The organism is Psychrobacter sp. R86515, from assembly GCF_042466315.1.
In the GTDB taxonomy this organism is placed as follows: Bacteria; Pseudomonadota; Gammaproteobacteria; order Pseudomonadales; family Moraxellaceae; genus Psychrobacter.
The window spans coordinates 512,843-535,953 of record NZ_JAXHCC010000001.1 but is presented as its reverse complement, the minus strand read 5'-3'; the positions used below and the strand labels follow the sequence as shown (position 1 = coordinate 535,953).

Below are 23,111 nucleotides of genomic sequence, written 5' to 3'. Positions count from 1 at the left end.
CAATACGGTAACCTGCTTTTATGCTCAACGACACTATTATCAATGCCGAACGCGAACTATATCTAACCCTACTAGAGCTAGCACAGCAGCAGCCAAGCGCTTATGAATGGCTTAAGCAGTTACCAACGTGGCTAGGTGATATAAAAGACAAAGCCAACTATGCGCACGCGCCTGCCTACCAAGCGTCAGTCGCTCGTTTGCCAAACTTAGCTGTCAATCATGTCGATCTAAACAGCGATACATTGACGATTGAGGCAAGTCTAAATGAGTCTCAGCGCAAACAAACAACAGCACTATTAAAGCAGTTGATGCCGTGGCGTAAAGGCCCATTTCAGATTGGTGGTCAAATCGGCGATGATGAGTCAGGTATTAAGATTGATACCGAGTGGCATAGTGATTGGAAGTGGAAACGCGTTGCGCCGCATTTAAGTCGATTAGACGGTCGCCGCGTATTGGATGTGGGCGGTGGCTCTGGTTATCACGGCTGGCGCATGGCAGGAGCTGGCGCGGATACCGTTATTATTATTGATCCGTCATGTTTGTTTTATCATCAATTTATGGCGATTCGTCACTTTGTTGGTGCTGCAGACGCTAGTGATACAGGTAGCTATCGGACGCATTATATCCCTGTACCGCTTGAAGCGTTACCTGAGCACAGCCAACTGTTTGATACCGTATTTAGCATGGGAGTTCTGTACCATCGTCAGTCACCGTTTGAGCATTTACAACAGCTGAAAGGACAGTTAGTCAAAGGTGGTGAGCTGGTGCTTGAAACGTTGGTGATTGAAGGTGATGCCAATACTGTACTGGTACCGCACGACCGCTACGCGCAGATGAATAACGTCTATTTCTTACCATCGGTGGCGGCATTAATTGGCTGGTTAGAGAAAGCAGGGTTTTCAGATGTGCGCTGCGTCGATGTGGCAGTCACCTCGACTGAGGAACAACGACAAACCGAATGGATGACCTATCATTCGTTAACAGATTTCTTAGATTCTAATGATTCTACTAAGACCGTCGAAGGATATCCTGCTCCCATGCGTGCGACTTTGATTGCCAAAAAGTAGCATTGATGGTGGTAGCTAACATAAGGAAAGCACTATGAAGACATCAAAGACTTTGATTGTAGCTACCATCAGCTTGCTGACGCTACCTGCTATGGCAGGTTATGGAACTGTATCCGAAGGCTGGGGCTTTGTACAAGACGACTGGCAAGTGGTTTGTGATAATACGCGGACTTGTTCGAGCGGCTGGTTACGCCAGTGAAGCACTCATAGATGAGCCTGCCTCAATATTGTTCACAGCGTTGCCAAAAGTAGCTCTACCAGAAGCGCAAATTCAGTTTATATCAGAAGTGCCGCTAGATGATCTTAAGCCTGCTGAGCTTTGGCTAAACAATAAAAACTATGGTCTGCTGCAACCGAACAAAGAAGACAGTCTATTATACGACTTGTCAGCCAAGCAGACCCAAGCACTGCTTGCTCATGCTCGTATAGCGACTAAGATAGAAATTAGAGCAGGCGACAACTACTGGCAGATCAGCGATAAAGGCATGTCAGCCGTATTGCTCAAACTAGACGATGTGCAAGATCGAGTAGGGACGCCGATAGCATTGGTCAGTAAGCATAATCCAAATCGTCAACGTCCTAAAGCAGCTCTACCAAAACCAATCATTAAAAAAGCATTTGCATATTCAGCAAAAGACAACAGAACACTTGCTCCATCAAAGCTGGCGTATTTTCAGAAAAATATTAATAAATGGGTCGATATTAATGCCGAGCAGCTCATAGGGTCTAAGGACGTGATGGGCGATTGTGAGCTGATTAATTCAAAAACTGAAACATATCAGCGGATGTCAGAGTATGGTTCCACGATGCTTGGTTGGGACTTTATACCAGTTGATGATAGCTATACGTTAGCCACGTATACGTGCTGGCTAGGCGCTTATAACTCAAGTAACGGCTATTGGCTCATTGATAATGCAAAGCCTAGCAAGCCTATGCTTATCACAACAGCAGGGAATGATTACTTTGATGGTGAGATTTCGGCCACTCACAAAGATCGAGGTATCGGTGATTGCTGGAACCGTACTACATGGATATGGAATGGTAAGACATTTGCTAAGAGCGAAGAGTCTAGTACGGGCATGTGCCGAGGTTTTGCTGGTGGAGCGTGGGACCTACCAACTTATGTGAGTCAGGTCATAGAGAATAATGCTAAGGCTCAATAGCTTATTTGATTTAGAAGACTTTGATCTAAGAAGCCTTGATGTGAAAGGCTTTGATTTAAATGACTGACACCTTATAAAGGGCAGCAGTCATAAGCCATATATTACATTTTTAGTTGTGCTATTCATGTCCTAAGCGATATCAAAGGATAGTGATAAAAATGGCCAATTAGATTAACCATTTTTTGAAAGCGACTTCCATGACTATCTTTAGAATAAAACCAACAGAACCTGCGCCTAGGGCTAGAAATATCCAAAAAGTACCAGCGCGTCCAGCTTCAGACGTTTTAGAGATATCCCACATAATAAAAAACAAGAAAGCGATGAATATCGGCAACAAGACGTACAGTCCCCAACTGGTGACAGTACTGGCGGCAATAGCAAACATGGCGTAATCCTATAATAGAGTAGTAACGCGTCTTCTATATTTTAGAAGAGCCGTACAAACCATCATTATAACGTGGAAGCAGTCAGGTATAAACGACTGCCCAGTATTGAGCAACAGTAACGCTACAATTCCTGTTATGAGTTATTTATCAGTTTTGCATCATTGATATTAGTCAGCCCAAATCCTGATAAAGGTAAGATTTTAGTGCTAATTTTGGCGCAAATGGTGCAATAAAGCGCAAAGATTGTTATATTTACAGGTTACTTATCTTTTTACATTATTCTATCCCTGCAATGTCGGTCGCTATTATAATAAGCAGTTATCGATTGCTCGCATTCGCACCGTTTTTGTTGTTTATTTAATTGAGTTCAAATTCCTATGTCACAAGCCCAAATTGATACGCTTGCATCCCTATTTAACGATGCAATTCAAACCCTACAAGCAGATGGTACGCTACCAAGCGATTGGCAAAACAACAGTCAAATCACCCGTACGAAAGATTTAAGTCACGGTGATTTTGCCAGTAATATCGCGCTAACGGCAGCGAAAGCGGCCAAGGCCAATCCGCGTCAACTTGCTGAAAAAATCGTCAGCGCATTGCCTGACAATCAAGACATTCGCCAAGTAGAAATCGCAGGACCAGGATTTATCAATGTATTTTTAAACTCGGAAGCTAAGTTTTCTGTATTGGACGATATTTTCACGTTGCAAGATCGCTTTGGCTTGAGTAATCAGTTTGACGGTCAAAAAGTTCAAGTTGAATTCGTTTCTGCCAATCCAACGTCAAGTCTGCACGTCGGTCACGGTCGCGGTGCTGCATTTGGCATGAGTGTCGCTAACTTGCTAGAAGCTATTGGCTATGACGTCACGCGTGAATATTATGTCAATGACGCTGGTCGTCAAATGGACATCTTAGCCACCAGTACATATTTGCGCTATCTACAGCTAAATGGTGAAGAGATAACTTTCCCAGTCAACGCCTATCAAGGTGATTATGTCAGTGACATCGCACAGACGCTAAAAACACAACATGGCGATAGCTATGTACATAGCTTTGCAGACGTTGCTAAAGATGTGCCAGAAGATGCTCAGTTTGAGATTAATGCTGATGGCGAAAAAACCGTTATCTCAGGTGATAAAGAAGCGCACATTGATGGCTTGATTGCCAATAGTAAATCATTGCTAGGTGACAGCTACGCGTTATTTTTAAACGCAGCCTTGAGCAGTATTTTGGCGGATATCAAAGATGACTTAAATGACTTTGGTGTGAGCTACGAGTGCTGGTTTAGCGAGAGATCTATCGATAGCGAGATTGAGCCTGTATTACAGATACTAGATGACAAAGGCTATCTATACGAAAAAGATGGCAACATCTGGTTTAAATCGACTGATTTCGGCGATGAGAAAGACCGTGTTGTACGCCGTGCCAATGGTCAATCAACATATTTTGCTTCTGACATCGCTTATCATAAGAACAAGTTTGATCGCGGCTTTGATAAAGTCATTAACGTTTGGGGCGCAGACCACCATGGCTATGTCCCACGCGTAAAAGCCGCTCTACTAGCTCTTGGGATTGATGCCGAACGTCTGGATGTGGTGCTTGTACAGTTTGTCGCGTTATGGCGCGGTAGTGAAAAGGTACAAATGTCTTCGCGTTCTGGTCAGTTTGTGACCTTGCGTGAGCTACGTGCAGAAGTGGGTAACGATGCTGCACGATTCTACTATGTAGCGCGTAAGCCTGAAGTGCATGTTGATTTTGACTTAGAACTTGCCAAATCACAAAGTAAAGACAATCAAGTGTATTATATCCAGTATGCTCATGCGCGCGTTTGCCGTGTGTTGGAAAAACTGGCAACTTACGATTTGACCGTAGATGATGCTGTTGGTTTGGCACATCAAAACTTGCTAAGTGCACCAAATGAAGACGAGCTGATCAAACTGTTAGCAGGATATCCAGCGACGTTACTTCGCGCAGCGACTGGTTACGAGCCACACGTCTTGACCAACTACCTAAAAGAGCTAGCGGCATTGTTCCATGGTTGGTATGACACCAATCGCATCTTGCCTATGAGCTTGACGTCAGGTGAAACGCCAAGTCAGGATGAGCTAGACTTAATGCAAGCACGTTTGCGTCTGTCAAAAGCTGTTAGACAGGTACTGGCAAATGGGCTTAGTCTGCTAGGCTTGTCTGCACCGTCTAGCATGTAGTACTTTTCTAATATGTGACATGAGTATAGACAGCTGATAGCGTTAATTCGATGATGATAGTTAAATCCAGTAGGGAGAACGAGATCCATGCTAGCCAAAAAACCTAAAGGCGCAACAGAAAAGCGCAAATCAAGTAGCGTATCAGGCTTATTGTGGATGTTTGTTGGGGCCATATTGACCCTTATGATCGGGGTGTTTATCTACCTCTCACCATTATTCAATTTCAGCCCCGCTGATGGTAGTGCTGAGAACGATCCTGATCGCCAAGTACAGCCACGTGTGGATACTGATACCGATAATGGTGATTATGAGTTCTACGATATTTTACCTAATCAAGAGATGGCAACCATCCCTGATGAAGATATCGCTGATATTGACAATGATCAAATAGGTGATATCGGTGCGTTTGAACCAGACGTCGTTGTGACTCAACCAGAGAGCGATGCAGGCAGTACAGAAGCGGGCAGCTTCGGTGGTTCGGAAAATGCGACTGTCGATCCTGCTGGTGCTAATAATGCTGGGTCGAGTGAGGATATCGTTGTCGTTGAAGAAGATACAACTTATGATGGTACGCCGCCTGCTACTAGCAACGCTACAACCCGTAATAATAATGCAGCAGCAGGTACGGCAAGCATCCAAGCTGCCAAACCTGCAGCGACCTACATCTTGCAGATCAATAGCTTTAGTGATGCAGATGAAGCGGATCGTCGCCGTGCGCAAGTACTGATGGCGGGTGTCGATGCTAGAGTGGTCAAAAACACGACGGGCAATGGCTTGCCAATTTATCAAGTCATCTCGCGTCCTTTGAATAACCGTCAAGCAGTAACGACGGCACAGCAACGCCTACAGAACAATGGTATAGACTCTATTATCGTTGAACAGCGCCGCTAGATTCAGTCGTTTACAGTTATTATGTTTATTAAAAAAAGCGTCGTAATGACGCTTTTTTTATCTCTTTATTTTATCAAAAGCTTTCTAGCTGTTTTATCCTATTAAACGTCCATTAAGAGTATGGTTATGACCGTATCTAACTCAGTAACACCGCAAGCAGGCATCATTAAAGCGTTCTTTCAAAAATACTTTATCGATGCTTTTACTGGTATGGCTTTAGGGCTATTTGTCACGTTGATCGCAGGTCTGATTATCTCGCAAATCGGTGGCTGGTTAGATTTGCCGGCATTTGTCGCGGTCGGGAAGCTTGCCTCGATATTAATGGGTGCTGGTATCGGCGTAGGTATCGCTTACTACTTAAAAGCACCAACGCTAGTGATGCTCAGCTGTCTCGTAGCAGGTATGCTTGGTGCCCATTCCGAAGCCCTAATGGCAGGCACGCTTTTTACGCCGCAAGTGGGTGGGCCTGCAACTTTTGTAGCACTGCCGGGTAATCCAATCGGTGCTTATTTGACCTCTGTGTTTGCTTATCGTGCTGGCACTTGGGTCGCTGGTAAGACTAAGCTTGATATTTTATTGGTGCCATTGGTAGTATGCGGTATTGCTCTCTTAGTTTGCGCTCTGCTCAATCCGCCTATCGTAGCAGGGGTCGCAGCTATCGGTCAGGGTATTCATGCCGCTACTGAATTACAGCCACTGCTAATGGGTATCGTAATCGCCGTAGTGGTTGGTATTTTATTGACCCTACCAACGTCGAGTGCAGCCATTTGTATTGCCATTGGGCTTGGTGGATTGGCGGGCGGGGCAGCAGTGGTAGGCTGTGCTGCGCATATGATTGGTTTTGCTGTCGCAAGTTTCAAAGACAATGGCGTTAGTGGTGTCATCTCTCAGGGCTTGGGTACAAGTATGCTGCAAATCCCTAACGTGCTTAAAAAGCCCATCGTTCTGCTACCTGCTGTCATTGCTAGCGCTATCGTCGGGCCTATCGCAACCGTTGGTTTTGGATTGGCTTGTACCGCGACAGGTGCGGGTATGGGTACTGCTGGTTTGGTTGGTGTGTTTGGGGTGATTGAAGCGTCACAAGAGATTATGAGCACTAGTCAGCTGTGGACAGCGATTATTCTATTGATGTTTGTATTGCCTGCGGTGATTGCAGGGTTAGTGGCTTATATCATGCGCCGTATGGGCTGGTTAGTCGCTGGTGATATGAAGCTGCCTTGAACTTTGAAGTATTAAGTTAAAATATCATCACCAGTCTCAAAATTCAGTCTTATCCTTAATCAGCAACAACAATGCTTGAAAAAGCCCAGCTATGACTATAGCTGGGCTTTTTATATATAAATTAATCAATTCCTTATGATATAGGGAGTGTTTATAAAATATTATTCGACCGTCTTCAACTTCTTATGACGACGTGGTTTTAGTTTGCGAGACAGTTGATGGAAGTCGTTCAGCACTTGGCTATAGTGCGATGGAAATACACGTTGAACGGCATCGACTATCTTGGCATCGTTACCAATCAGGCAGCGCTGTTGGTTGGTCGCTGCTGCCTGTAGGATAATCCAAGCCGCTTCACTGGCATCGAATTTTAAGAATTTATTAAAACTTCTGATGGCTTTGGGCCCCGTACTCATACCAATATCATGGATGCTCTCATTACCGCGCGTGCTGTTGGCAATATTGGTTTTGATGCCGCCCGGATGGATACAAGTTGCTGATACCCCGCAGTTCTGAATGTTTAGCTCTTGGCGTAGGCTTTCTGTGAAGCCGCGTACGGCAAATTTGCTAGAGTTGTAGGCCGACTGTGATGGCTGAGCGGTCAAACCAAATAGACTTGAGATATTGATAATATGTCCATGTTCGCCAAACTGGCTCTGTTTAACGCTGTTTTTGATTAATGGTAAAAATGCCTTAGTGCCGTAAACCACGCCCCAAAAATTAATGTTCATTACCCATTCAAGCTCACTAATACTACTGCCTTCGACGGTAGAGTAGAGTGCGACACCTGCATTATTAAAGATAAAGTTTACTTTGCCATGATCGCTCATCACACTATCAGCCCATGCTTCCACCGCTGTATTGTCTGATACATCGAGTACGGTCATAGTGACGTTGACATCATAATTGGTAAGTAACTGTTTGGTCGCTGCCAGCTGTTCAGGATTGATGTCCGATAGTGCAACATGACAGCCCATTTTTGCTAAATGAATGGCCAGCTCACGCCCCATACCAGAGCCTGCGCCTGTGATAGCAGCGACGTGGTTGCGATAGTAGGATTCAACATTTGAGTCATCCAACGAGGTACGGTTAGAAGAAAACGGTAAATGTTGGCGCAATGAAGTCGCCATAGCGGTCACATGGTTGAGCATAATAAACAATCCTTTGTCTTATTAATCATATGAGTTGTACGGACTATATATAGTGGTATATAGAAATAAAGTATAAAGGTCAAAACAGTCTATCTACATTAGCATGGTTTACACTGATGTCTGCTAGCGATTGATAAACGTTGCTGTCATTTCAGGACAGAAGTAATGAATGTCGCTAATTTTCAATAGACGAGTTATCTAGTAGGCAAGCTATCTAACAGATAAATTGGTTAAATAATAGACATAAAAAAAGCGCCTGAGCTTATTTAGCCAGACGCTTTTTTAGTAGTCCGTTAATGATAACGGACTATTTATATTAATTAAAAATTAAGCAATTTTAGGCACTTTACCTTCATTGATAACGTCCGCATCAACCATTACAGTTTTAGCATTTTCCATAGAAGGCAATTCATACATAGTCTCAAGCAGCGCATTTTCTACGATAGAACGTAAACCACGAGCACCTGTCTTACGTTCCATTGCTTTTTTGGCGATGGCATCTAGGGCTTCTTGGGTAAAGCTAATCTCAGCACCTTCCATGTCAAACAAGTACTTGTACTGTTTTACCAGTGCGTTCTTAGGTTCTGTCAGGATTTGTACTAGAGCTGCTTCATCTAGCTCTTGCAGTGCCGCAAGTACTGGCAGACGACCGATCAGCTCAGGAATCAGACCAAACTTGATCAAATCTTCTGGCTCGACTTCTTGTAGCAAGTCTGAGCTGCGACGGCTGTCGTCTTTTGAGCTGACATCAGCGTTAAAGCCAATACCGCCTTTTTCGGTACGTTGCTGAATGACTTTATCTAGGCCAGCAAATGCACCACCAACGATGATTAGGATGTTGCTGGTATCGACTTGAATCAGCTCTTGTTGTGGATGCTTACGACCACCGTGCGGCGGGATAGCAGCCACAGTACCTTCGATTAGCTTTAGCAATGCTTGCTGTACACCTTCACCTGATACATCACGCGTGATAGATGGGTTGTCGCCTTTTTTACTGATTTTGTCGATTTCATCAATATAGATGATACCTTGCTCAGCTTTGGCTACATCATAGTCAGAAGCTTGGAGTAGCTTTTGTACGATGTTTTCAACGTCTTCACCAACATAACCAGCTTCGGTCAACGTTGTAGCATCAGCCATCGCGAAAGGTACATCTAGCAGACGAGCCAAGGTTTGGGCTAGCAATGTCTTACCAGAACCAGTCGGACCGATTAGCAAGATATTACTCTTAGCCAATTCTACCATTGCATCGTCAGCGCCGATCTTGGCTTTTTTGCTGTCGTTGGCTAGCGTCTGGCTAACTTTTAGACGTTTGTAATGGTTATAGACGGCAACAGCCAATGCTTTTTTGGCAGCGTCCTGACCGATAACATATTCATCAAGCTTGGCACGCAGCTCTTTTGGCGTTGGTAGTTTTTTATTGACCCAAGAAGTATCTACTTCGCTATCGTCATCACCGTGCTCTGCGCTGTCTGCGATTAAGTCAGTACATAGCTCGATACATTCATTACAGATGTTGGCATCGTCAGCAGCAATCAGTTGCTGTACATCGCTTTTGGCTTTACCGCAAAACGAACACTGCGGGGTATTATCTTCTGCCATAAAAGGCGCTCCTAAAATTTAAAACTGGTTAGTTTATTTGTAGTATGTCGATTATCGTATTCATTCAATGGTCATACCTTCTAATGGTCAGGTATGACATTGATAACGGTTTACTGTACGGCAAATAAACTATAAAAGGTCTTATGATTATTGCACTCTCAATGAAGAGGCATCACGTTAATGCTTAGATTACAAAGATTCAGGGCGACGCTCTAATACTTCGTCAACCAAACCATACTCTTTGGCTTCTTGTGCATCTAACCAATAATCACGCTCAACGTCTTTTTCGATTTTTTCTACTGGCTGACCAGTGCGCTCAGCTAAGATACTATTTAGACGTGCACGAGTTTTAAGGATTTCACGAGCGTTAATTTCGATATCTGTTGCTTGACCCTGCGCGCCGCCTGAAGGCTGGTGAATCATGACACGAGCATTAGCAAGTGAGTAGCGCTTGCCTTTTTGACCAGCAGCCAATAGGAATGAGCCCATGCTGTAAGCACCGCCCATACAGATAGTAGATACTTCAGGTTTGATGAAGTTCATGGTATCAAAAATAGCCAAGCCAGCGCTTACTGAACCACCTGGTGAGTTGATATACAAATGGATATCTTTGTCAGGGTTCTCAGCTTCTAAGAATAGTAACTGGGCAACGATGAGGTTAGCCATGTTGTCTTCGACCTGACCGGTCAAAAAGATAACGCGCTCACGTAATAGACGTGAAAAGATATCAAACGAGCGTTCACCGCGTGAGGACTGTTCAACCACCATAGGTACTAAAGCCGCTTGTGTGGTCTGTACTTCTTTGTGCGCACTCATCAGCATATCAAAATGCGGGTTGGCAGTGATGCGATCATAATCTGTCATAGAAAAGTCCTATCGATAAATGTATAAAATAAAAATGGATTGAATGATTTTATTGTCTAGTAGTTTTTGACTAATGGGTTGTTTATAAGGGGGCTGCGCTCACTATTCAAGCCTATAAAACGGGTTTGTGCATAAAATAGCTGAAAAAGTGACTCTCCGATATGTCTAGGACTCATTGCTTATATTGAAACTTATACTAAAAATACGTCTAGAAGTAGATAAATACTATCTTATCTATTATCAAGTCGTACAGATATTGATAGTACCTGTATCGACAGTTTCTATATCGATACAAATAGCGTAAATCATGTCTAACCTGACTTTTTAACATAGAATACCTGATTAATAGCCCTACAATCCACCTATCTTACTGACTAAGCCTGCAAATAGTTATGCGTTTAGTATTTTTGCTTATCTACTGTCCTCAGAGGATATTGCGCTAACAATAACGCTAAAAAACGCACTATTATGGACAAAATGTACTGTTTTGGTGCAAAGATCTGCTAATTTTATAAATAATTAAGGCTCAAAAAACGTTTAGAAAATAGCTGGAAATATATGATTGTTTTTATCGTCTAATCCAAAAAAGAAAAAGCGCAGACAAATCAAAGTTTTGAGCCGGTAAGGTTGTCTATTTGATTATCTGCTATCAAGGGTTGGCACAGTGCTTGTATCAATAAAAACATTGACGCTTTGATTTATCATGGTGCGCTAGGCACGATAAATGGTGTAGGCTGTATCCCTCCGTTATTATTCTGATATTACTGTCGCTAATGAACTGTAGTTAACGATTGGTAATAGAGTCTTAACACATAGCAAATGATAGCTGTCATACAAAATACTGAAACATATTTAATTGGTAAATGAGTATATAAAATGAGTTGGGCCTCTTCTTTAGCATTAAGCTTTGACACTGTTAGCAGTACAAGTACGGCCAAAGAAGGTACGGCTGATAACTCAAAAACGCGACTTTATCATCGTAAGCACACGGGTGCCTTGATGGTACAGCGTGCTCTGTATCCTGAGCCAAGCGTACAGCAGGGTATTTGTCACATACTGATGTTGTACCCGCCAGCTGGTATCGCAGGTGGCGATACGCTGACTATAGACCTAAATTTGGATAGTGGTAGCCATGCTGTTATCACCACACCAGGGGCAGGTAAGTGGTACGGCAAAGACAGTGTTAGCCAAAAACATAAAGCTCCGTTGGGCAGCGACGATGCTCACCAAAATATGGGGCAAAATGAAATAGCTGCCTATGCGAGCCAACATGTAAAGGCCAACCTCGCGGCAGAGACCCGTTTAGAATGGCTACCGCAAGAGAGTATCATTTATAACGAAGCCAATATGCATGCAGCGAGCCGCTTCGATTTGACGGATTCATCTAGTCTACTGACATGGGAGATTAGCGTATTTGGACGGCAAGCTTACGACGAGCAGTTTTTGCAAGGGCGTTATCATACTGGATTGAATATCTACCGAGATGGTAAGGTTATCGTTGCTGAGCGAGTGGCGCAGGCAGCACAAAATCGCTGGTTTACCTCAAATTTAGGACTAGCGAACCAGCATATTTACGGATCGTTTTGGGCAGTCCCTAGCTTAAGCGACGTACATGACAATCTTGCACTCTCCGCGTCACAGACTATGCAATCGACCGAAACAGCCCAAGCAACTATCAAGCAATCATTGACCCGCTATCTAGATAATACTGTCGTAGCATTACGTCAAGTCATTGCTCAAGCACAACTGCCTGTCTACTGCACTCATAATTGCCAAGCGATCAATATCCGCTACATCGGCTCAGATGTACGTGGTTGTTTTGAAGCGTTTTATCAGCTGAGAGAAGTCTTGCGAGATCATTGGTGGCAACTTGAGCCTTGTCGTCCACGTATTTGGGACACATAATACGGCCGCTTTTAATAATGAAACTAAGATATATTGCGACTATTTTTAATTGATATCAAATGCTTTGAAAACCTCTAACCTGCTATAAATATAATGATAAGTACAATAAGGAATTGTCATGCACCTGACCCCAACAGAAAAAGACAAACTCATGCTATTTACCGCTGGTATGGTGGCTGAGCGTCGCAAAAATCGCGGTGTTAAGCTTAACTATCCCGAAGCCATCGCTTATATCAGTATGCTGCTGATGGAAGGCGCACGAGATGGTAAAAGAGTCGCCGAGCTGATGAGTGAAGGTGCTACGTATTTGTCTGCTGATGATGTCATGGAAGGTGTCGCAGAGATGGTAGATGAAGTGCAAATCGAGGCGACCTTTCCTGATGGCACCAAACTGGTCACAGTACATAATCCCATTGTGTAACGCTGTATACCATTGTTATAGCACTGAAATGCTCACTATAAAATAAGGCGGCTACCATGCAAGCAGGCGAATACCATATCCAAGATGGCGATATTATCTTAAACCAAGGGCGACGGGTACAGACCATCAGTGTCAGCAATACTGGTGATAGACCTATCCAAATCGGCTCGCATTATCACTTTTATGAAGTCAATGATGCCTTGAGTTTTGACAGAGAGCAAACTCGGGGGTTTCGTCTCAATATTATCTCTGGCACCGCCGTACGTTTTGAGCCTGGTCAATCGCGGGAAGTGGAATTGGTAGCATATGCTGGCAAGCAAGATGTATATGGTTTTGCTGGACGTGTCATGGGCGCCGCTCATCCAGACAAAGCATCAGAGAGCACTACTGATCAGAAGGTAACCGCTACTTCACAAAAGCGAGTCAGTCGTCGTATTTATGCTGAGCATTTTGGCCCTACAACAGGCGATAAAGTCCGTCTTGCTGATACCGAGCTGTGGCTACAGGTTGAAGCGGATTTAACCAGTCATAAAGATACTGCTGTTGATCAAGCAGATACGTCGCAAAGTGATGGAAGTAGCAGAGAATCCATTGAAATCAAAGGTGAAGAAGTCAAATTTGGCGGTGGTAAAGTCATTCGTGATGGTATGGGGCAAGGACAATTACTAGGCGCGGAAGTTGCCGATACAGTTATTACCAATGCATTAGTCGTTGACTATACAGGCATCTATAAAGCAGATATCGGTATCAAAGATGGTCGTATCAGTGCCATTGGCAAGGCGGGCAATCCTGATATCCAGCCTGCCATTGATATTCCTATTGGTGGTGCTACCGAAATAATCTCTGGTGAAGGCAAAATCCTGACAGCAGGTGGCGTTGATAGTCATATTCATTTTATCGCACCCCAGCAGTGTGAGACGGCGCTTATGTCAGGGGTAACGACGATGCTAGGCGGCGGCACGGGGCCAGCTCAAGGTACGCTCGCTACTACTTGTACACCAGGGGCATATCATATTTCCTCAATGCTAAAGTCTACTGACAGTATCCCTATGAATATTGGGCTGCTAGGTAAAGGCAATGTGAGTGTACCAGAACCTATTGCTGAACAAATCGAAGCAGGTGCCGTGGGACTAAAGCTACATGAAGATTGGGGTACAACGCCGCAAGCTATTGATAACTGCTTGAGCGTCGCTGATGACTATGATGTGCAAGTGGCCATTCATACCGATACTTTAAATGAAAGCGGCTATCTCGAGAGTACATTAGCAGCTTTTAAAAACCGCTGTATCCATACTTTTCATACTGAAGGGGCGGGAGGTGGACATGCGCCCGATATTCTAAAGGCCATTGGCGAATCGCATGTGCTGCCATCTTCAACCAACCCAACGCGCCCATACACTGTCAATACTATTGATGAGCATCTCGATATGCTGATGGTTTGTCATCACCTGAGTCCTGCTATTGCTGAAGACGTGGCCTTTGCTGAAAGCCGTATTCGTCAAGAAACCATCGCCGCCGAAGATATCTTGCATGATTTGGGCGCAATCTCGATGATGAGTAGTGATTCACAAGCAATGGGGCGGGTGGGTGAAGTGGTCATCCGTACATGGCAAACCGCGCACAAAATGAAAGTTCAACGTGGCCATCTAGCGCCAGATGTAACGGCGAACATTGAGGATGAGCAACAGTACATCACTTTGACAGACTATGACCAAAGCACGGACAACGATAACTTCCGTATCAAGCGCTATATTGCAAAATATACGATAAACCCTGCGATTACTCACGGTATTAGCGATATGGTTGGTTCAATCGAAGTGGGTAAATGGGCAGATATGGTACTCTGGTCGCCCAAGTTTTTTGGGGTAAAGCCTGAATGCATTATCAAAGGTGGTCTTATCGCTGCGGTGCCGATGGGCGATATCAACGCCTCTATCCCTACTCCTCAGCCTGTACACTATCGTCCTATGTTTGCTACATATCCAAAATCGGTTGCCCAAACCAGCATTACTTTTATGTCGCAAGCGGCGATCGACAAACAAGTAGATAAGCAGCTTGGATTGACCAAAGTCATTCAGCCAGTACACGGTATCCGTAAAATTCGTAAAAGCGATATGCGCTTTAATAGCTACTGCCCAGATATGGACATCAATCCTGAGACCTATGAAGTACGTGCCGATGGTAAGACACTGACCTGTGAGCCAGCTGATGTACTACCCATGGCACAGCGTTATTTTTTATTTTAGAGCTTATGATACACGTTTATAGGATTTCTAGGACAGACAGTGAGCCATAAACTATGTATACCAATGGTCAGGTGATTTCTTGAGTGATATCGTATCTTTATTCCCAATACTTTTACCATCAATACTATTGACCAATAGTTTGAGCAACAACAGACAGAGAAGAATAATGAAAATATTTAATGCCCGTTTAAGTACGCTTAGCGATGTCCAAAAAGCGCAATTGGCAGAACAGTATCAAGCCGACGATTACCTGCTATTAGACTTTGATACTCGTCAGCATTCTCGCTTTAGAGCCATTACTGTTTCAGGTGAGGCAGTTGGTGTTGACTTGCCTCGTACAGGCGTCTTAAAAGGCGATGATGTCCTTATCAATGCGTCAGGGGAGTTGATGCAAGTCATCGCCAAGCCACAAGCTGTGACCAAAGTGACTGCTGACGATGATTTTCTACTAATGAAAGGCGCTTATCATTTGGGCAATCGTCATGTGCCATTGATGTTTGACCATAGTTTTGATCAGGGTAATGCAGGCTATGCGCTATATTTTGAAAACGATCATGTACTTGCACAAATGTTAGAAAATCTCGGTCTACATATCGAGTCTACGTCAGTGCCATTTGAGCCTGAGACGGGCGCTTATCAAACGGGGCATGCGCATGCGCATGGCCACTCTCACTCACATGCACATTCGCATAGTGATTCTCATGGTCATAAGGAAAGTCATGACCATAGCCACGATGAAAGCCACAGCCACGGACATCAACATAGCCATAGCCATCATGATACGCCTGTAGGTCGTTCAAATGATGGTTGATACCAGTGTCCAGCCTACTCAGTCTGCCCAACTTGGACAGCTACTGATGCTGGCATCGAGTAATTTGCCGATTGGTAGCTATACCTATTCGCAAGGTGTGGAGTCAGCGATTGAGTCAGGGGTTGTCTCTGATGAAGCCAGTACGCTTACATTTATGCAGGACTATCTAGCGCTTGCGGTGATTGGCTATGAGCTGCCTGTATTAGGTCTGATAATGTGCGCGCTCAGCCAAGGTTATGAAGCGCTAGCGGCAAATCTAGCACACGATTATCACGCTGGTCTCGAGAGTAAAGAGTTTGTACTGGAGTCGCAGCAGTTGGCACAGGCGATGGTGTCGTGGCTCAACGAAGTCCTGAGTCTTGGCATACCGGCCGAAATACCTGAAGATGGATTTTTGCCGCTATTTGCTCATATTGCTCAGCATTGGCAGCTGCCACTAGCGCAGTCAATGACTACCTATGGATTTGCTCAATTAGAGAACATGGTGCTCGCTGCTGTGAAGACAGTGCCGCTAGGACAAATGGCAGGTCAGCGTATTCTGTGGCAATTACAAAGCGATTTGGGTGCTCAGGTTGATGTGCTGAGCGATAACGTACAGCAAGCCTTTAATGATTTAATCATGTCATCAGCCGCTACTGACGCTTTAAATGTGAATAAAGAGCAGGGCTGTCAGACGTTGTGCCAAGACCTTTACGAGCGTCTTAGCATCTCTAACAACTTGCCCAACTTAGCGATTCTCTCAAGCATGCACGAAGAGCAATACAGTCGGTTGTTCCGCTCATAAATGTACCTTTATTTCTATTTATACTTATTAATATACAAACTGTTTTAGGAAATTAATATGTCTCTAACTCCGCTTAAATCAAAAAATTCTCACGCTGCATCAGACGTACAAACTGATAGTAATAGCCAGAAACCGTCTTCTGCCTTATCGTGCTTACGCCTTGGTATTGGTGGGCCTGTTGGTAGTGGTAAAACTGCTTTGACATTAAGACTATGCCAAAACTTACGCGATACGGTCAATATGGCAGTGGTGACCAATGACATCTATACCAAAGAAGATTCAGAGTTTTTGACCCGCAATGATGCCATGCCTGCTGAGCGTATCCGCGGTGTAGAGACGGGCGGCTGTCCGCATACAGCTATCCGAGAAGATGCTTCTATTAATCTGACTGCGATTGCTGAGCTACAAGCAACGTTTGAAGGTTTGGAGTTGATTATCATTGAGTCAGGTGGCGACAATCTAGCCGCGACATTTAGCCCGGAGTTGTCTGATTTGACCTTGTACGTCATTGATGTCTCTGCAGGCGATAAGATACCTCGTAAAGGTGGTCCCGGCATTACCAAGTCTGATTTGTTGATTATTAATAAGACTGACCTTGCACCAATGGTTGGTGCTTCGCTTGAAGTGATGGAACGCGATGCCAAAAAAATGCGTGGCGACAAACCTTTTGTATTTAGCAATATGAAAACAGGCGATGGGCTAGACGAGATTATCGCCTTTATTAAAGAACATGGCATGCTTGCTTAGCTAGTCGCCCACATCGATAACTAGAATAGTAATAACAAGGAAAAATCGTATGATAAAGGTTTCAAAAAACTCTCGCTTTTCACAAGCGCTATCAGCTCATCATATCGTGTCTGGTTCGGCTATGATGATGACATCACTAATGCTACCGTCATTGGCGCAGGCACATTCAGGGCATATTCATTCGACTACCGCGCAAGCGCCATCGTTTTTAGGCACGTTGCAAGCAGGACTGATCCATCCAGTCACTGGCCTTGATCATCTGTTTTTGGCAGTAGGCATGGGCATGTTGTTTTATGGTCTACAAAAGCAGCGCTTAGGCATGATGTCATTGACCGCAGGGTTGTCATTAGGTGCGATATTGGGCACGGCTGGCGTACTGATTGGCGGTATCGCGTTTGCTGCATCATCTGGGCTAATTGAAGTGGCGATATCACTGTCGGTAGTCGTATTGGCTATGGTCTTGATGAGCCAAAAAAGTAGACAAGAGGTATTCTCTGCTCAGACCCATACAGCACGCACGCCAAGTATTCAGCAGCTATCGTTATTTGGCTTTGGTGGTCTGGCAGTGTTTCATGGCATGGCACACGCGATGGAAGTACCAGCGAATGTCGGTGTGAGCGGTCAGCTAGGATTTTATGCAGGGATGATGGTCACGATGCTAGCGCTATATGCAGTTGGTACGCTGGTTAGTCAGCAGTTGCAGCAACGCTTTAGTGATAGCTTATGGTTACAGCGCGGGCTAGTGCTGCTAGGATTAAGCGCCGTATTTGCACCTGTTTTGGTATAAAGTAAGCTTTATATTACAAGTACTATTTTTGTAGGTTCGATAGTTGTGGCTGATTTTATTTAGCTAGCGAACGCCATAAAAAATGCGCCCCCGATCAAAAGGTCGGGGGCGCATTTTAGTTTTGATAACCGACTACAGCATATCTAAAAAGACAGCTTGTCGTATCAATTACATTGCTTGCTGCTGTTGTTGCTGAGCAGCTAGCAAGTCTTGGTAGCTAACTTCTTTGTCAGTTACTTTACCTTGTGCGATCAAGTAATCTACTACTTGGTCTTCTAGTACAACAGACTCAATGTTAGCGCGCTGCTGCTTGTCATTGGTGTAGTACTCGATAACTTCTGCTGGATCTTCGTAGTTTTCAGCGGCTTCTTTGATGAAGGTTTCAACACGCTCTTGATCTACTTCTAAGCCTTTAGTGTCGATAACACGGGCAACGATGATGCCAAGACGGGCAGCACGTAGCGCTTGCTCTTCAAATAGCTCATTTGGCAGCATGTCTTTATCGAAGCTATCAGCATTCGCACCGAACTGCTGAGAAAAACGTTGCATCATCATGTTGCGTTGACGCTCGATTTCTTGCTCTAGCATCGCGTTTGGTACGTCAAACTCGTTCTTTTCTAACAATGCGTCAAAAGTCGCTTGCTTAACTTGGCTACGCGCAGCGTTTTTGATTTCGCGTTCCATGTTTTTGCGTACGTCTTCTTTCAACTTCTCAACGCCGCCTTCTTTTACGCCGAATAGCTCAAGGAACTCTTCGTTGATTTCAGGTAGCTTAGATTTTTCAACCAGTTTTACATTGATTTTGAACTGAGCTTCTTTACCAGCTAGGTTCTCAGCTTGGTAATCTTCTGGGAAAGTGACGTCGATAGTTTTTTCTTCGCCAGCTTTCATGCCTTTGATACCAGCTTCAAAACCTGGAATCATCTGGTTGCTACCGATAACTAGTTTAAAGTCTTCAGCAGAGCCGCCTTCGAATTTTTCGCCGTCGATAGAACCTTCAAAGTCAAAAGTCACTTGGTTGTCTTTCGCAGCCATGCCCTTTTTCTCAACGAATTCTTCACGTTGCTTTTGTAGGTTTTCGATCATAGTGTCAACGTCTTCTTCACTCACTTGTGCAGTGTGACGCTCAACTTCGATCTCATCGATACCTTGTACATCTACTTCTGGGAAGATTTCAACAGTGGCTTGATATACCAAGAAATCGTCTTCAAGTTTTACGTCGTCGATGTTAGGCATGCCAACAGCGCGGATGTCTTCAGATTTGATCGCTTCAAATACAGTATCACGGATGACATCGTTGATAACTTCTTGTTGAATGCCAGCACCGTACTGAGAGCGGATGTGTGACATAGGGACGTTACCTTTACGGAAACCGTCAATCTTGGCAGTTTTCGCAACTTGGCGAATACGGCCTTCAACTTTGTTTTGAATTTTTTCAACGGGCACTTTAACCGTTAGCTGGGTTTCTTTATTAGATAGCTTGTTGGTTGTGACTTGTAAATCTGTAGCCATGTTAATTACACCTTTAGGATTAAGTAGTACGTTTGATTAATGAAATAGTACTTAGGGTTAAATTGTAATAGACAGACCGCGCCTCAAATTACGGGCATGTACGACGGGCTGCCGTTGAAATAAATAGGGGATAGCGATAGTGCACAACGTCAAATTCAGTGCCAGTAGCAATCGCCGCTGATACCAAAAGGTGAACCTGCTGAGGTTGTCCATGCTATCAAATATCGATAATAAACCGTTAATGCACCGCATAATAACGCTTTTTGGTGAATTATACAGCCAAATAACGGATTTCAACAAAATTTTAAAAGTAGAACAGTATAATCTATCTGTTTATTAAAGTAAAAATTATCTCTTTGTCGGCATGTTTCCTTATGTTGCTTGCTATTTTATGGCTTAATTTTATATAAAGAGTTAGCCATATTCATAATCAATAAATAAGATAACGGATAAGAAACAGCGATAAGGTTGCAAGCGTACTATGAGTATTAAGTGCACTTATGGATAGTTATAAATAGAACAGCTATAAGGTACTTATAAAGGTAGCTGCGTCAATAGCTGCTGGATTGCCTGACCACGATGGCTGATGTTGTTTTTATCAGTAGCGCTTAGACTAGCCGCACTGGCTTGTAAATCAGGTAACCAAAACAATGGATCATACCCAAAGCCACCATCACCATGCGCTGTCTCTGAAATCTCTCCATGCCATAATCCTTGGGCGACAATCGGTAGCGGATCATCGGCATGACGCACCATTGCCAGTACGCAAACGAACATACCTTTGATCGGAGTATCTGGCTCTGCTGCGCGGATAGGCTGCAAGTCGGCGATGAGCTTGGCGTTATTTTTACTATCGTTGCCATGCTCGCCCGCATAGCGCGCAGAGTAGATACCTGGCGCATTACCTAGTACAGGCACGCACAGTCCTGAATCATCAGCAATCGCAGGCAGTCCACTGATACGGCTCGCATGACGGGCTTTGATAATGGCGTTTTCTACAAAGCTTAGACCATCCTCGATGGCGTCTTCGATATCAAGCTGACCTTGCGGGACAATCGTCACGTCCAAGTTCACTTCGGCAAATAGCCGTTTAAACTCAGCCAATTTGCCTTTATTGTTACTGGCCAGTACCCATTGGTTGGCTGTTGTCGGGTGGGTAGCAGTTAACGAGGTATCAGTGGTGCTCATAGAGTCAGTCCGTTATATAAAGATGATGAAAAACTATTATTCGAGTAGGTTTTATTTATCTTCTGTAGCGCTAATCGGTAAATTGTTTGTCGATTGAAGTAGTTATACTAACAATGACAACGCATGAGTTTGGAGTGAATGCAGTTACCGCTTAATAAATAACCAATCGCTATACAGATTGTACGGGCTATAACATTTGGTAACTGATATTATTGGTCACTATTGCTATAATAGATACCAAGCTACAGTGAATTATATCTTATAGCTTGTGAATATTAAGTTAATAAAAGTCTATAAAGTCAGAGACTTGGCTTTTTGGCGAAGAATAATAGCAATAAGTAACCGCTAGGTTAATTTTGGATTCATAATGATACGTGATATTGTATTGAGCAGTACCGTGTATCAAGCGATAAAGTTCATTTCAAACAATAAACTCAGCCAATTTAGTCCGCTATTTTATAGTGTTTTTTGCGGTGTAAAAATAGCGTAAAATTCAGTTTCTATAAGCAAGTTTTTATAAACTAACGGCTAAACAGCAAGGATGAAATAATTATGTCAAACATTACTTTACCAGACCTACCATACGCGAAAGACGCACTAGAGCCACATATCAGTGCCGAAACGCTAGAGTATCATCATGACAAGCATCATGCCGCTTATGTAAACAAGCTAAAAGACATGTTGCCAGGTTCTGGTCTAGAAGACAAAACATTGCCAGAAATCATCGTAGCGACTGCTAAAGATGACAGCAAGCAAGGTATGTTCAACCAAGCAGCTCAAGTATGGAACCACACGTTCTACTGGAACTGCATGACGCCAACAAACGGCGGCGGCGAACCTACTGGCGATCTAAAAGCAAAAATCGAAGAAGATTTCGGTAGCTACGACAAGTTCCGTGAAGAGTTCAAAAACGCAGCATTGACTCAGTTTGGTTCAGGTTGGGCGTGGCTAGTTGCTGACAAAGTCGGTGGCAAATTGTCAATCGCTAAAACTGCTAACGCTGACACCCCACTTGCACATGACCAAGTAGCGGTATTGACTTGTGATGTATGGGAACACGCGTACTATGTAGATTACCGTAACCGTCGTCCTGACTATGTTGACACGTTCCTAGACAAGCTAGTGAACTGGGACTACGCAAATGCAAAATATAAAGGTCAAGATGCTGGCGTTGAAGAGTAATCTTTAACGACTAGGTATTTGATTGAAAAAAGGACACCGCGAGGTGTCCTTTTTTATGTGACAATTTTATATATAGCTTTCTATTTTGATATCTGATCAAAACATATTTTTAATAGAGTAGTGCCATTATGCTATTAGGCGATACCGCCGTTTGCGCCGATATTTTGTCCAGTAACCCAAGCTGCTTCTTCACTGACCAAAAATGCCACCACACGAGCGATATCGACTGGCTCACCGATACGATTAAACGGTGACATGCTAGCAAGTCTTTCTACCGTGTCATCCGATTTACCTTGATGAAATAGCTCAGTGTCAGTAGGGCCGGGAGATACTGCATTGACAGTAATGTTGCGCTCGCCAACTTCTTTGGCAAAGATTCTGGTCAGCTGATCTACCGCGCCTTTGGTCGCACAGTAGGTGCCGTAACTAGGTAGCAGCATGCGAGTGGTTGTACTTGAGAGGTTTACCACACGGCCACCGTCATTGAGTTTAGTCGCAGCTTCACGCAATGTATTGAACGTGCCTTTTACATTGATAGCAAATATACGGTCAAAGTCTTCGTCGGTGGTCTCGGCAATAGGTTTGTTAATCATTATACCTGCGCTATTGACCAAAATATCTGGCTGACCAAACGCGCTGATAGTGGCATCAAACATGGCTTCAACTTGCTTGGTATTGCTAACATCAGCTTGAACGGCAATGGCTTCACCACCTGCTGATTTAATCTGGCTTACGATATCATTGGCTGCTGAATCATCATTTGCATAATTAATGACGGTTTTAGCCCCTGATTCTGCAAGTGATAAGGCTATTTGCGCGCCGATACCTTTTGATGAACCGGTTACAATCGCGACTTTATTTTTTAGTGTTGTCATCGATACTTTCTCCAATAGTATAAGTGAATATCAGTACGCTTATATTGCGTTTTGACTGATGTCTCTTGATTCATAGGATTATAAGTTACCAGTGTGCCAGACCA

General features: G+C 43.9%; 21 protein-coding genes. 14 read left to right on the top strand and 7 right to left on the bottom strand.

All coding sequences use genetic code 11. From position 1 onward, the window contains the following. The first annotated feature begins 20 nt into the window (after window positions 1–20). From cmoB to SJY28_RS02225, 3 genes are read left to right on the top strand one after another with little or no spacing between them, the layout of a single operon-like run. Window positions 21–1,067, top strand: coding sequence for a tRNA 5-methoxyuridine(34)/uridine 5-oxyacetic acid(34) synthase CmoB (gene cmoB / locus SJY28_RS02235; RefSeq protein ID WP_379543289.1), 1,047 nt, complete (start codon window positions 21–23; stop codon window positions 1,065–1,067). 34 nt (window positions 1,068–1,101) lie between these two features. After that, a complete protein-coding gene (locus tag SJY28_RS02230; RefSeq protein ID WP_379543288.1) occupies window positions 1,102–1,266 on the top strand; it encodes a hypothetical protein in 165 nt (54 codons plus the stop codon). Further along, window positions 1,196–2,230 carry a DUF1176 domain-containing protein gene (locus tag SJY28_RS02225; RefSeq protein ID WP_379543287.1) on the top strand — a complete coding sequence of 345 codons (1,035 nt, stop codon included), beginning with the start codon at window positions 1,196–1,198 and terminating at the stop codon, window positions 2,228–2,230. The genes SJY28_RS02230 and SJY28_RS02225 overlap by 71 nt, the downstream gene beginning before the upstream one ends. 166 nt (window positions 2,231–2,396) lie before the next feature. Here SJY28_RS02225 and SJY28_RS02220 read toward each other — a convergent pair whose 3' ends face one another. Beyond that, on the bottom strand, window positions 2,397–2,615 hold the full coding sequence (locus SJY28_RS02220) for a DUF2788 domain-containing protein (protein WP_101205310.1): 219 nt from the start codon (window positions 2,613–2,615) through the stop codon (window positions 2,397–2,399). A gap of 378 nt (window positions 2,616–2,993) precedes the next feature. Here SJY28_RS02220 and argS point away from each other — a divergent pair, with 378 nt between their 5' ends. The 3 genes from argS (at window position 2,994) to SJY28_RS02205 (ending at window position 6,935) form a co-directional block, all read left to right on the top strand. Next, window positions 2,994–4,823, top strand: a complete 1,830-nt coding sequence (gene argS, locus SJY28_RS02215; RefSeq protein ID WP_379543286.1) for an arginine--tRNA ligase — start codon at window positions 2,994–2,996, stop codon at window positions 4,821–4,823. Window positions 4,824–4,910: 87 nt separating this feature from the next. Beyond that, window positions 4,911–5,714: an SPOR domain-containing protein gene (locus SJY28_RS02210; RefSeq protein ID WP_379543285.1), complete on the top strand. Its 804-nt coding sequence runs from the start codon at window positions 4,911–4,913 to the stop codon at window positions 5,712–5,714. 126 nt (window positions 5,715–5,840) lie between these two features. Then, entirely contained in the window at window positions 5,841–6,935 is a 1,095-nt protein-coding gene (locus tag SJY28_RS02205) for a PTS transporter subunit IIC (RefSeq protein WP_379543284.1), read from the top strand. Window positions 6,936–7,096: 161 nt separating this feature from the next. Here SJY28_RS02205 and SJY28_RS02200 read toward each other — a convergent pair whose 3' ends face one another. The 3 genes from SJY28_RS02200 to clpP form a co-directional block, all read right to left on the bottom strand. Next, a complete protein-coding gene (locus tag SJY28_RS02200; protein ID WP_379543283.1) occupies window positions 7,097–8,083 on the bottom strand; it encodes an SDR family NAD(P)-dependent oxidoreductase in 987 nt (328 codons plus the stop codon). Between the two features lie 327 nt (window positions 8,084–8,410). Further along, window positions 8,411–9,685 (bottom strand): ATP-dependent protease ATP-binding subunit ClpX, encoded by a 1,275-nt coding sequence (gene clpX, locus SJY28_RS02195; RefSeq protein ID WP_057761822.1) that lies wholly within the window; start codon window positions 9,683–9,685, stop codon window positions 8,411–8,413. A gap of 189 nt (window positions 9,686–9,874) precedes the next feature. Continuing rightward, window positions 9,875–10,501, bottom strand: a complete 627-nt coding sequence (clpP, locus tag SJY28_RS02190; RefSeq protein ID WP_197411852.1) for an ATP-dependent Clp endopeptidase proteolytic subunit ClpP — start codon at window positions 10,499–10,501, stop codon at window positions 9,875–9,877. Window positions 10,502–11,425: 924 nt separating this feature from the next. Here clpP and SJY28_RS02185 point away from each other — a divergent pair. The 7 genes from SJY28_RS02185 to SJY28_RS02155 all read left to right on the top strand — a co-directional run bounded on the left by SJY28_RS02185 (window position 11,426) and on the right by SJY28_RS02155 (window position 18,250). Then, complete coding sequence (locus tag SJY28_RS02185) at window positions 11,426–12,454, top strand: urease accessory protein UreD (RefSeq protein WP_379543281.1); 1,029 nt, start codon at window positions 11,426–11,428, stop codon at window positions 12,452–12,454. A gap of 118 nt (window positions 12,455–12,572) precedes the next feature. Beyond that, the gene (gene ureA, locus SJY28_RS02180) at window positions 12,573–12,875 is read left to right on the top strand and encodes an urease subunit gamma (protein WP_057761815.1); all 303 of its coding nucleotides are present in this window, start codon (window positions 12,573–12,575) and stop codon (window positions 12,873–12,875) included. Window positions 12,876–12,931: 56 nt separating this feature from the next. Continuing rightward, window positions 12,932–15,121: an urease subunit alpha gene (gene ureC / locus SJY28_RS02175; protein ID WP_379543280.1), complete on the top strand. Its 2,190-nt coding sequence runs from the start codon at window positions 12,932–12,934 to the stop codon at window positions 15,119–15,121. 166 nt (window positions 15,122–15,287) lie between these two features. Then, window positions 15,288–15,932 carry an urease accessory protein UreE gene (ureE, locus tag SJY28_RS02170; protein ID WP_379543279.1) on the top strand — a complete coding sequence of 215 codons (645 nt, stop codon included), beginning with the start codon at window positions 15,288–15,290 and terminating at the stop codon, window positions 15,930–15,932. After that, entirely contained in the window at window positions 15,922–16,716 is a 795-nt protein-coding gene (locus SJY28_RS02165; protein ID WP_379543278.1) for an urease accessory protein UreF, read from the top strand. Before ureE ends, SJY28_RS02165 begins: the two co-directional genes overlap by 11 nt. A gap of 57 nt (window positions 16,717–16,773) precedes the next feature. After that, complete coding sequence (ureG, locus tag SJY28_RS02160; RefSeq protein WP_379543277.1) at window positions 16,774–17,463, top strand: urease accessory protein UreG; 690 nt, start codon at window positions 16,774–16,776, stop codon at window positions 17,461–17,463. A gap of 49 nt (window positions 17,464–17,512) precedes the next feature. Then, window positions 17,513–18,250 carry a HupE/UreJ family protein gene (locus tag SJY28_RS02155; protein ID WP_379543276.1) on the top strand — a complete coding sequence of 246 codons (738 nt, stop codon included), beginning with the start codon at window positions 17,513–17,515 and terminating at the stop codon, window positions 18,248–18,250. Window positions 18,251–18,418: 168 nt separating this feature from the next. Here the strand turns inward: SJY28_RS02155 and tig are convergent, their stop codons facing one another. Beyond that, the gene (tig, locus tag SJY28_RS02150) at window positions 18,419–19,762 is read right to left on the bottom strand and encodes a trigger factor (RefSeq protein ID WP_102091742.1); all 1,344 of its coding nucleotides are present in this window, start codon (window positions 19,760–19,762) and stop codon (window positions 18,419–18,421) included. A 534-nt stretch (window positions 19,763–20,296) separates the two neighbouring features. Next, window positions 20,297–20,950, bottom strand: a complete 654-nt coding sequence (rdgB, locus tag SJY28_RS02145; RefSeq protein WP_379543275.1) for an RdgB/HAM1 family non-canonical purine NTP pyrophosphatase — start codon at window positions 20,948–20,950, stop codon at window positions 20,297–20,299. Between the two features lie 552 nt (window positions 20,951–21,502). Here rdgB and SJY28_RS02140 point away from each other — a divergent pair. Further along, window positions 21,503–22,132 carry a superoxide dismutase gene (locus SJY28_RS02140; RefSeq protein WP_101205324.1) on the top strand — a complete coding sequence of 210 codons (630 nt, stop codon included), beginning with the start codon at window positions 21,503–21,505 and terminating at the stop codon, window positions 22,130–22,132. A 134-nt stretch (window positions 22,133–22,266) separates the two neighbouring features. Here SJY28_RS02140 and SJY28_RS02135 read toward each other — a convergent pair whose 3' ends face one another. Next, window positions 22,267–23,007 carry an SDR family oxidoreductase gene (locus SJY28_RS02135; RefSeq protein ID WP_379543274.1) on the bottom strand — a complete coding sequence of 247 codons (741 nt, stop codon included), beginning with the start codon at window positions 23,005–23,007 and terminating at the stop codon, window positions 22,267–22,269. Window positions 23,008–23,111: the final 104 nt, after the last annotated feature.

What these genes read in the sequence shown, in the direction of transcription:
- SJY28_RS02200 (WP_379543283.1), bottom strand. Translation starts at nt 8,083, where the DNA reads ATGCTCAACCATGTGACCGCTATGGCGACTTCATTGCGCCAACATTTA.
- SJY28_RS02185 (WP_379543281.1), top strand. Translation starts at nt 11,426, where the DNA reads ATGAGTTGGGCCTCTTCTTTAGCATTAAGCTTTGACACTGTTAGCAGT.
- tig (WP_102091742.1), bottom strand. Translation starts at nt 19,762, where the DNA reads ATGGCTACAGATTTACAAGTCACAACCAACAAGCTATCTAATAAAGAA.
- SJY28_RS02155 (WP_379543276.1), top strand. Translation starts at nt 17,513, where the DNA reads ATGATAAAGGTTTCAAAAAACTCTCGCTTTTCACAAGCGCTATCAGCT.
- ureA (WP_057761815.1), top strand. Translation starts at nt 12,573, where the DNA reads ATGCACCTGACCCCAACAGAAAAAGACAAACTCATGCTATTTACCGCT.
- SJY28_RS02135 (WP_379543274.1), bottom strand. Translation starts at nt 23,007, where the DNA reads ATGACAACACTAAAAAATAAAGTCGCGATTGTAACCGGTTCATCAAAA.
- SJY28_RS02205 (WP_379543284.1), top strand. Translation starts at nt 5,841, where the DNA reads ATGACCGTATCTAACTCAGTAACACCGCAAGCAGGCATCATTAAAGCG.
- SJY28_RS02140 (WP_101205324.1), top strand. Translation starts at nt 21,503, where the DNA reads ATGTCAAACATTACTTTACCAGACCTACCATACGCGAAAGACGCACTA.
- clpX (WP_057761822.1), bottom strand. Translation starts at nt 9,685, where the DNA reads ATGGCAGAAGATAATACCCCGCAGTGTTCGTTTTGCGGTAAAGCCAAA.
- ureG (WP_379543277.1), top strand. Translation starts at nt 16,774, where the DNA reads ATGTCTCTAACTCCGCTTAAATCAAAAAATTCTCACGCTGCATCAGAC.
- SJY28_RS02165 (WP_379543278.1), top strand. Translation starts at nt 15,922, where the DNA reads ATGATGGTTGATACCAGTGTCCAGCCTACTCAGTCTGCCCAACTTGGA.
- ureC (WP_379543280.1), top strand. Translation starts at nt 12,932, where the DNA reads ATGCAAGCAGGCGAATACCATATCCAAGATGGCGATATTATCTTAAAC.
- cmoB (WP_379543289.1), top strand. Translation starts at nt 21, where the DNA reads ATGCTCAACGACACTATTATCAATGCCGAACGCGAACTATATCTAACC.
- ureE (WP_379543279.1), top strand. Translation starts at nt 15,288, where the DNA reads ATGAAAATATTTAATGCCCGTTTAAGTACGCTTAGCGATGTCCAAAAA.
- rdgB (WP_379543275.1), bottom strand. Translation starts at nt 20,950, where the DNA reads ATGAGCACCACTGATACCTCGTTAACTGCTACCCACCCGACAACAGCC.
- clpP (WP_197411852.1), bottom strand. Translation starts at nt 10,501, where the DNA reads ATGAGTGCGCACAAAGAAGTACAGACCACACAAGCGGCTTTAGTACCT.
- SJY28_RS02210 (WP_379543285.1), top strand. Translation starts at nt 4,911, where the DNA reads ATGCTAGCCAAAAAACCTAAAGGCGCAACAGAAAAGCGCAAATCAAGT.
- argS (WP_379543286.1), top strand. Translation starts at nt 2,994, where the DNA reads ATGTCACAAGCCCAAATTGATACGCTTGCATCCCTATTTAACGATGCA.
- SJY28_RS02220 (WP_101205310.1), bottom strand. Translation starts at nt 2,615, where the DNA reads ATGTTTGCTATTGCCGCCAGTACTGTCACCAGTTGGGGACTGTACGTC.
- SJY28_RS02230 (WP_379543288.1), top strand. Translation starts at nt 1,102, where the DNA reads ATGAAGACATCAAAGACTTTGATTGTAGCTACCATCAGCTTGCTGACG.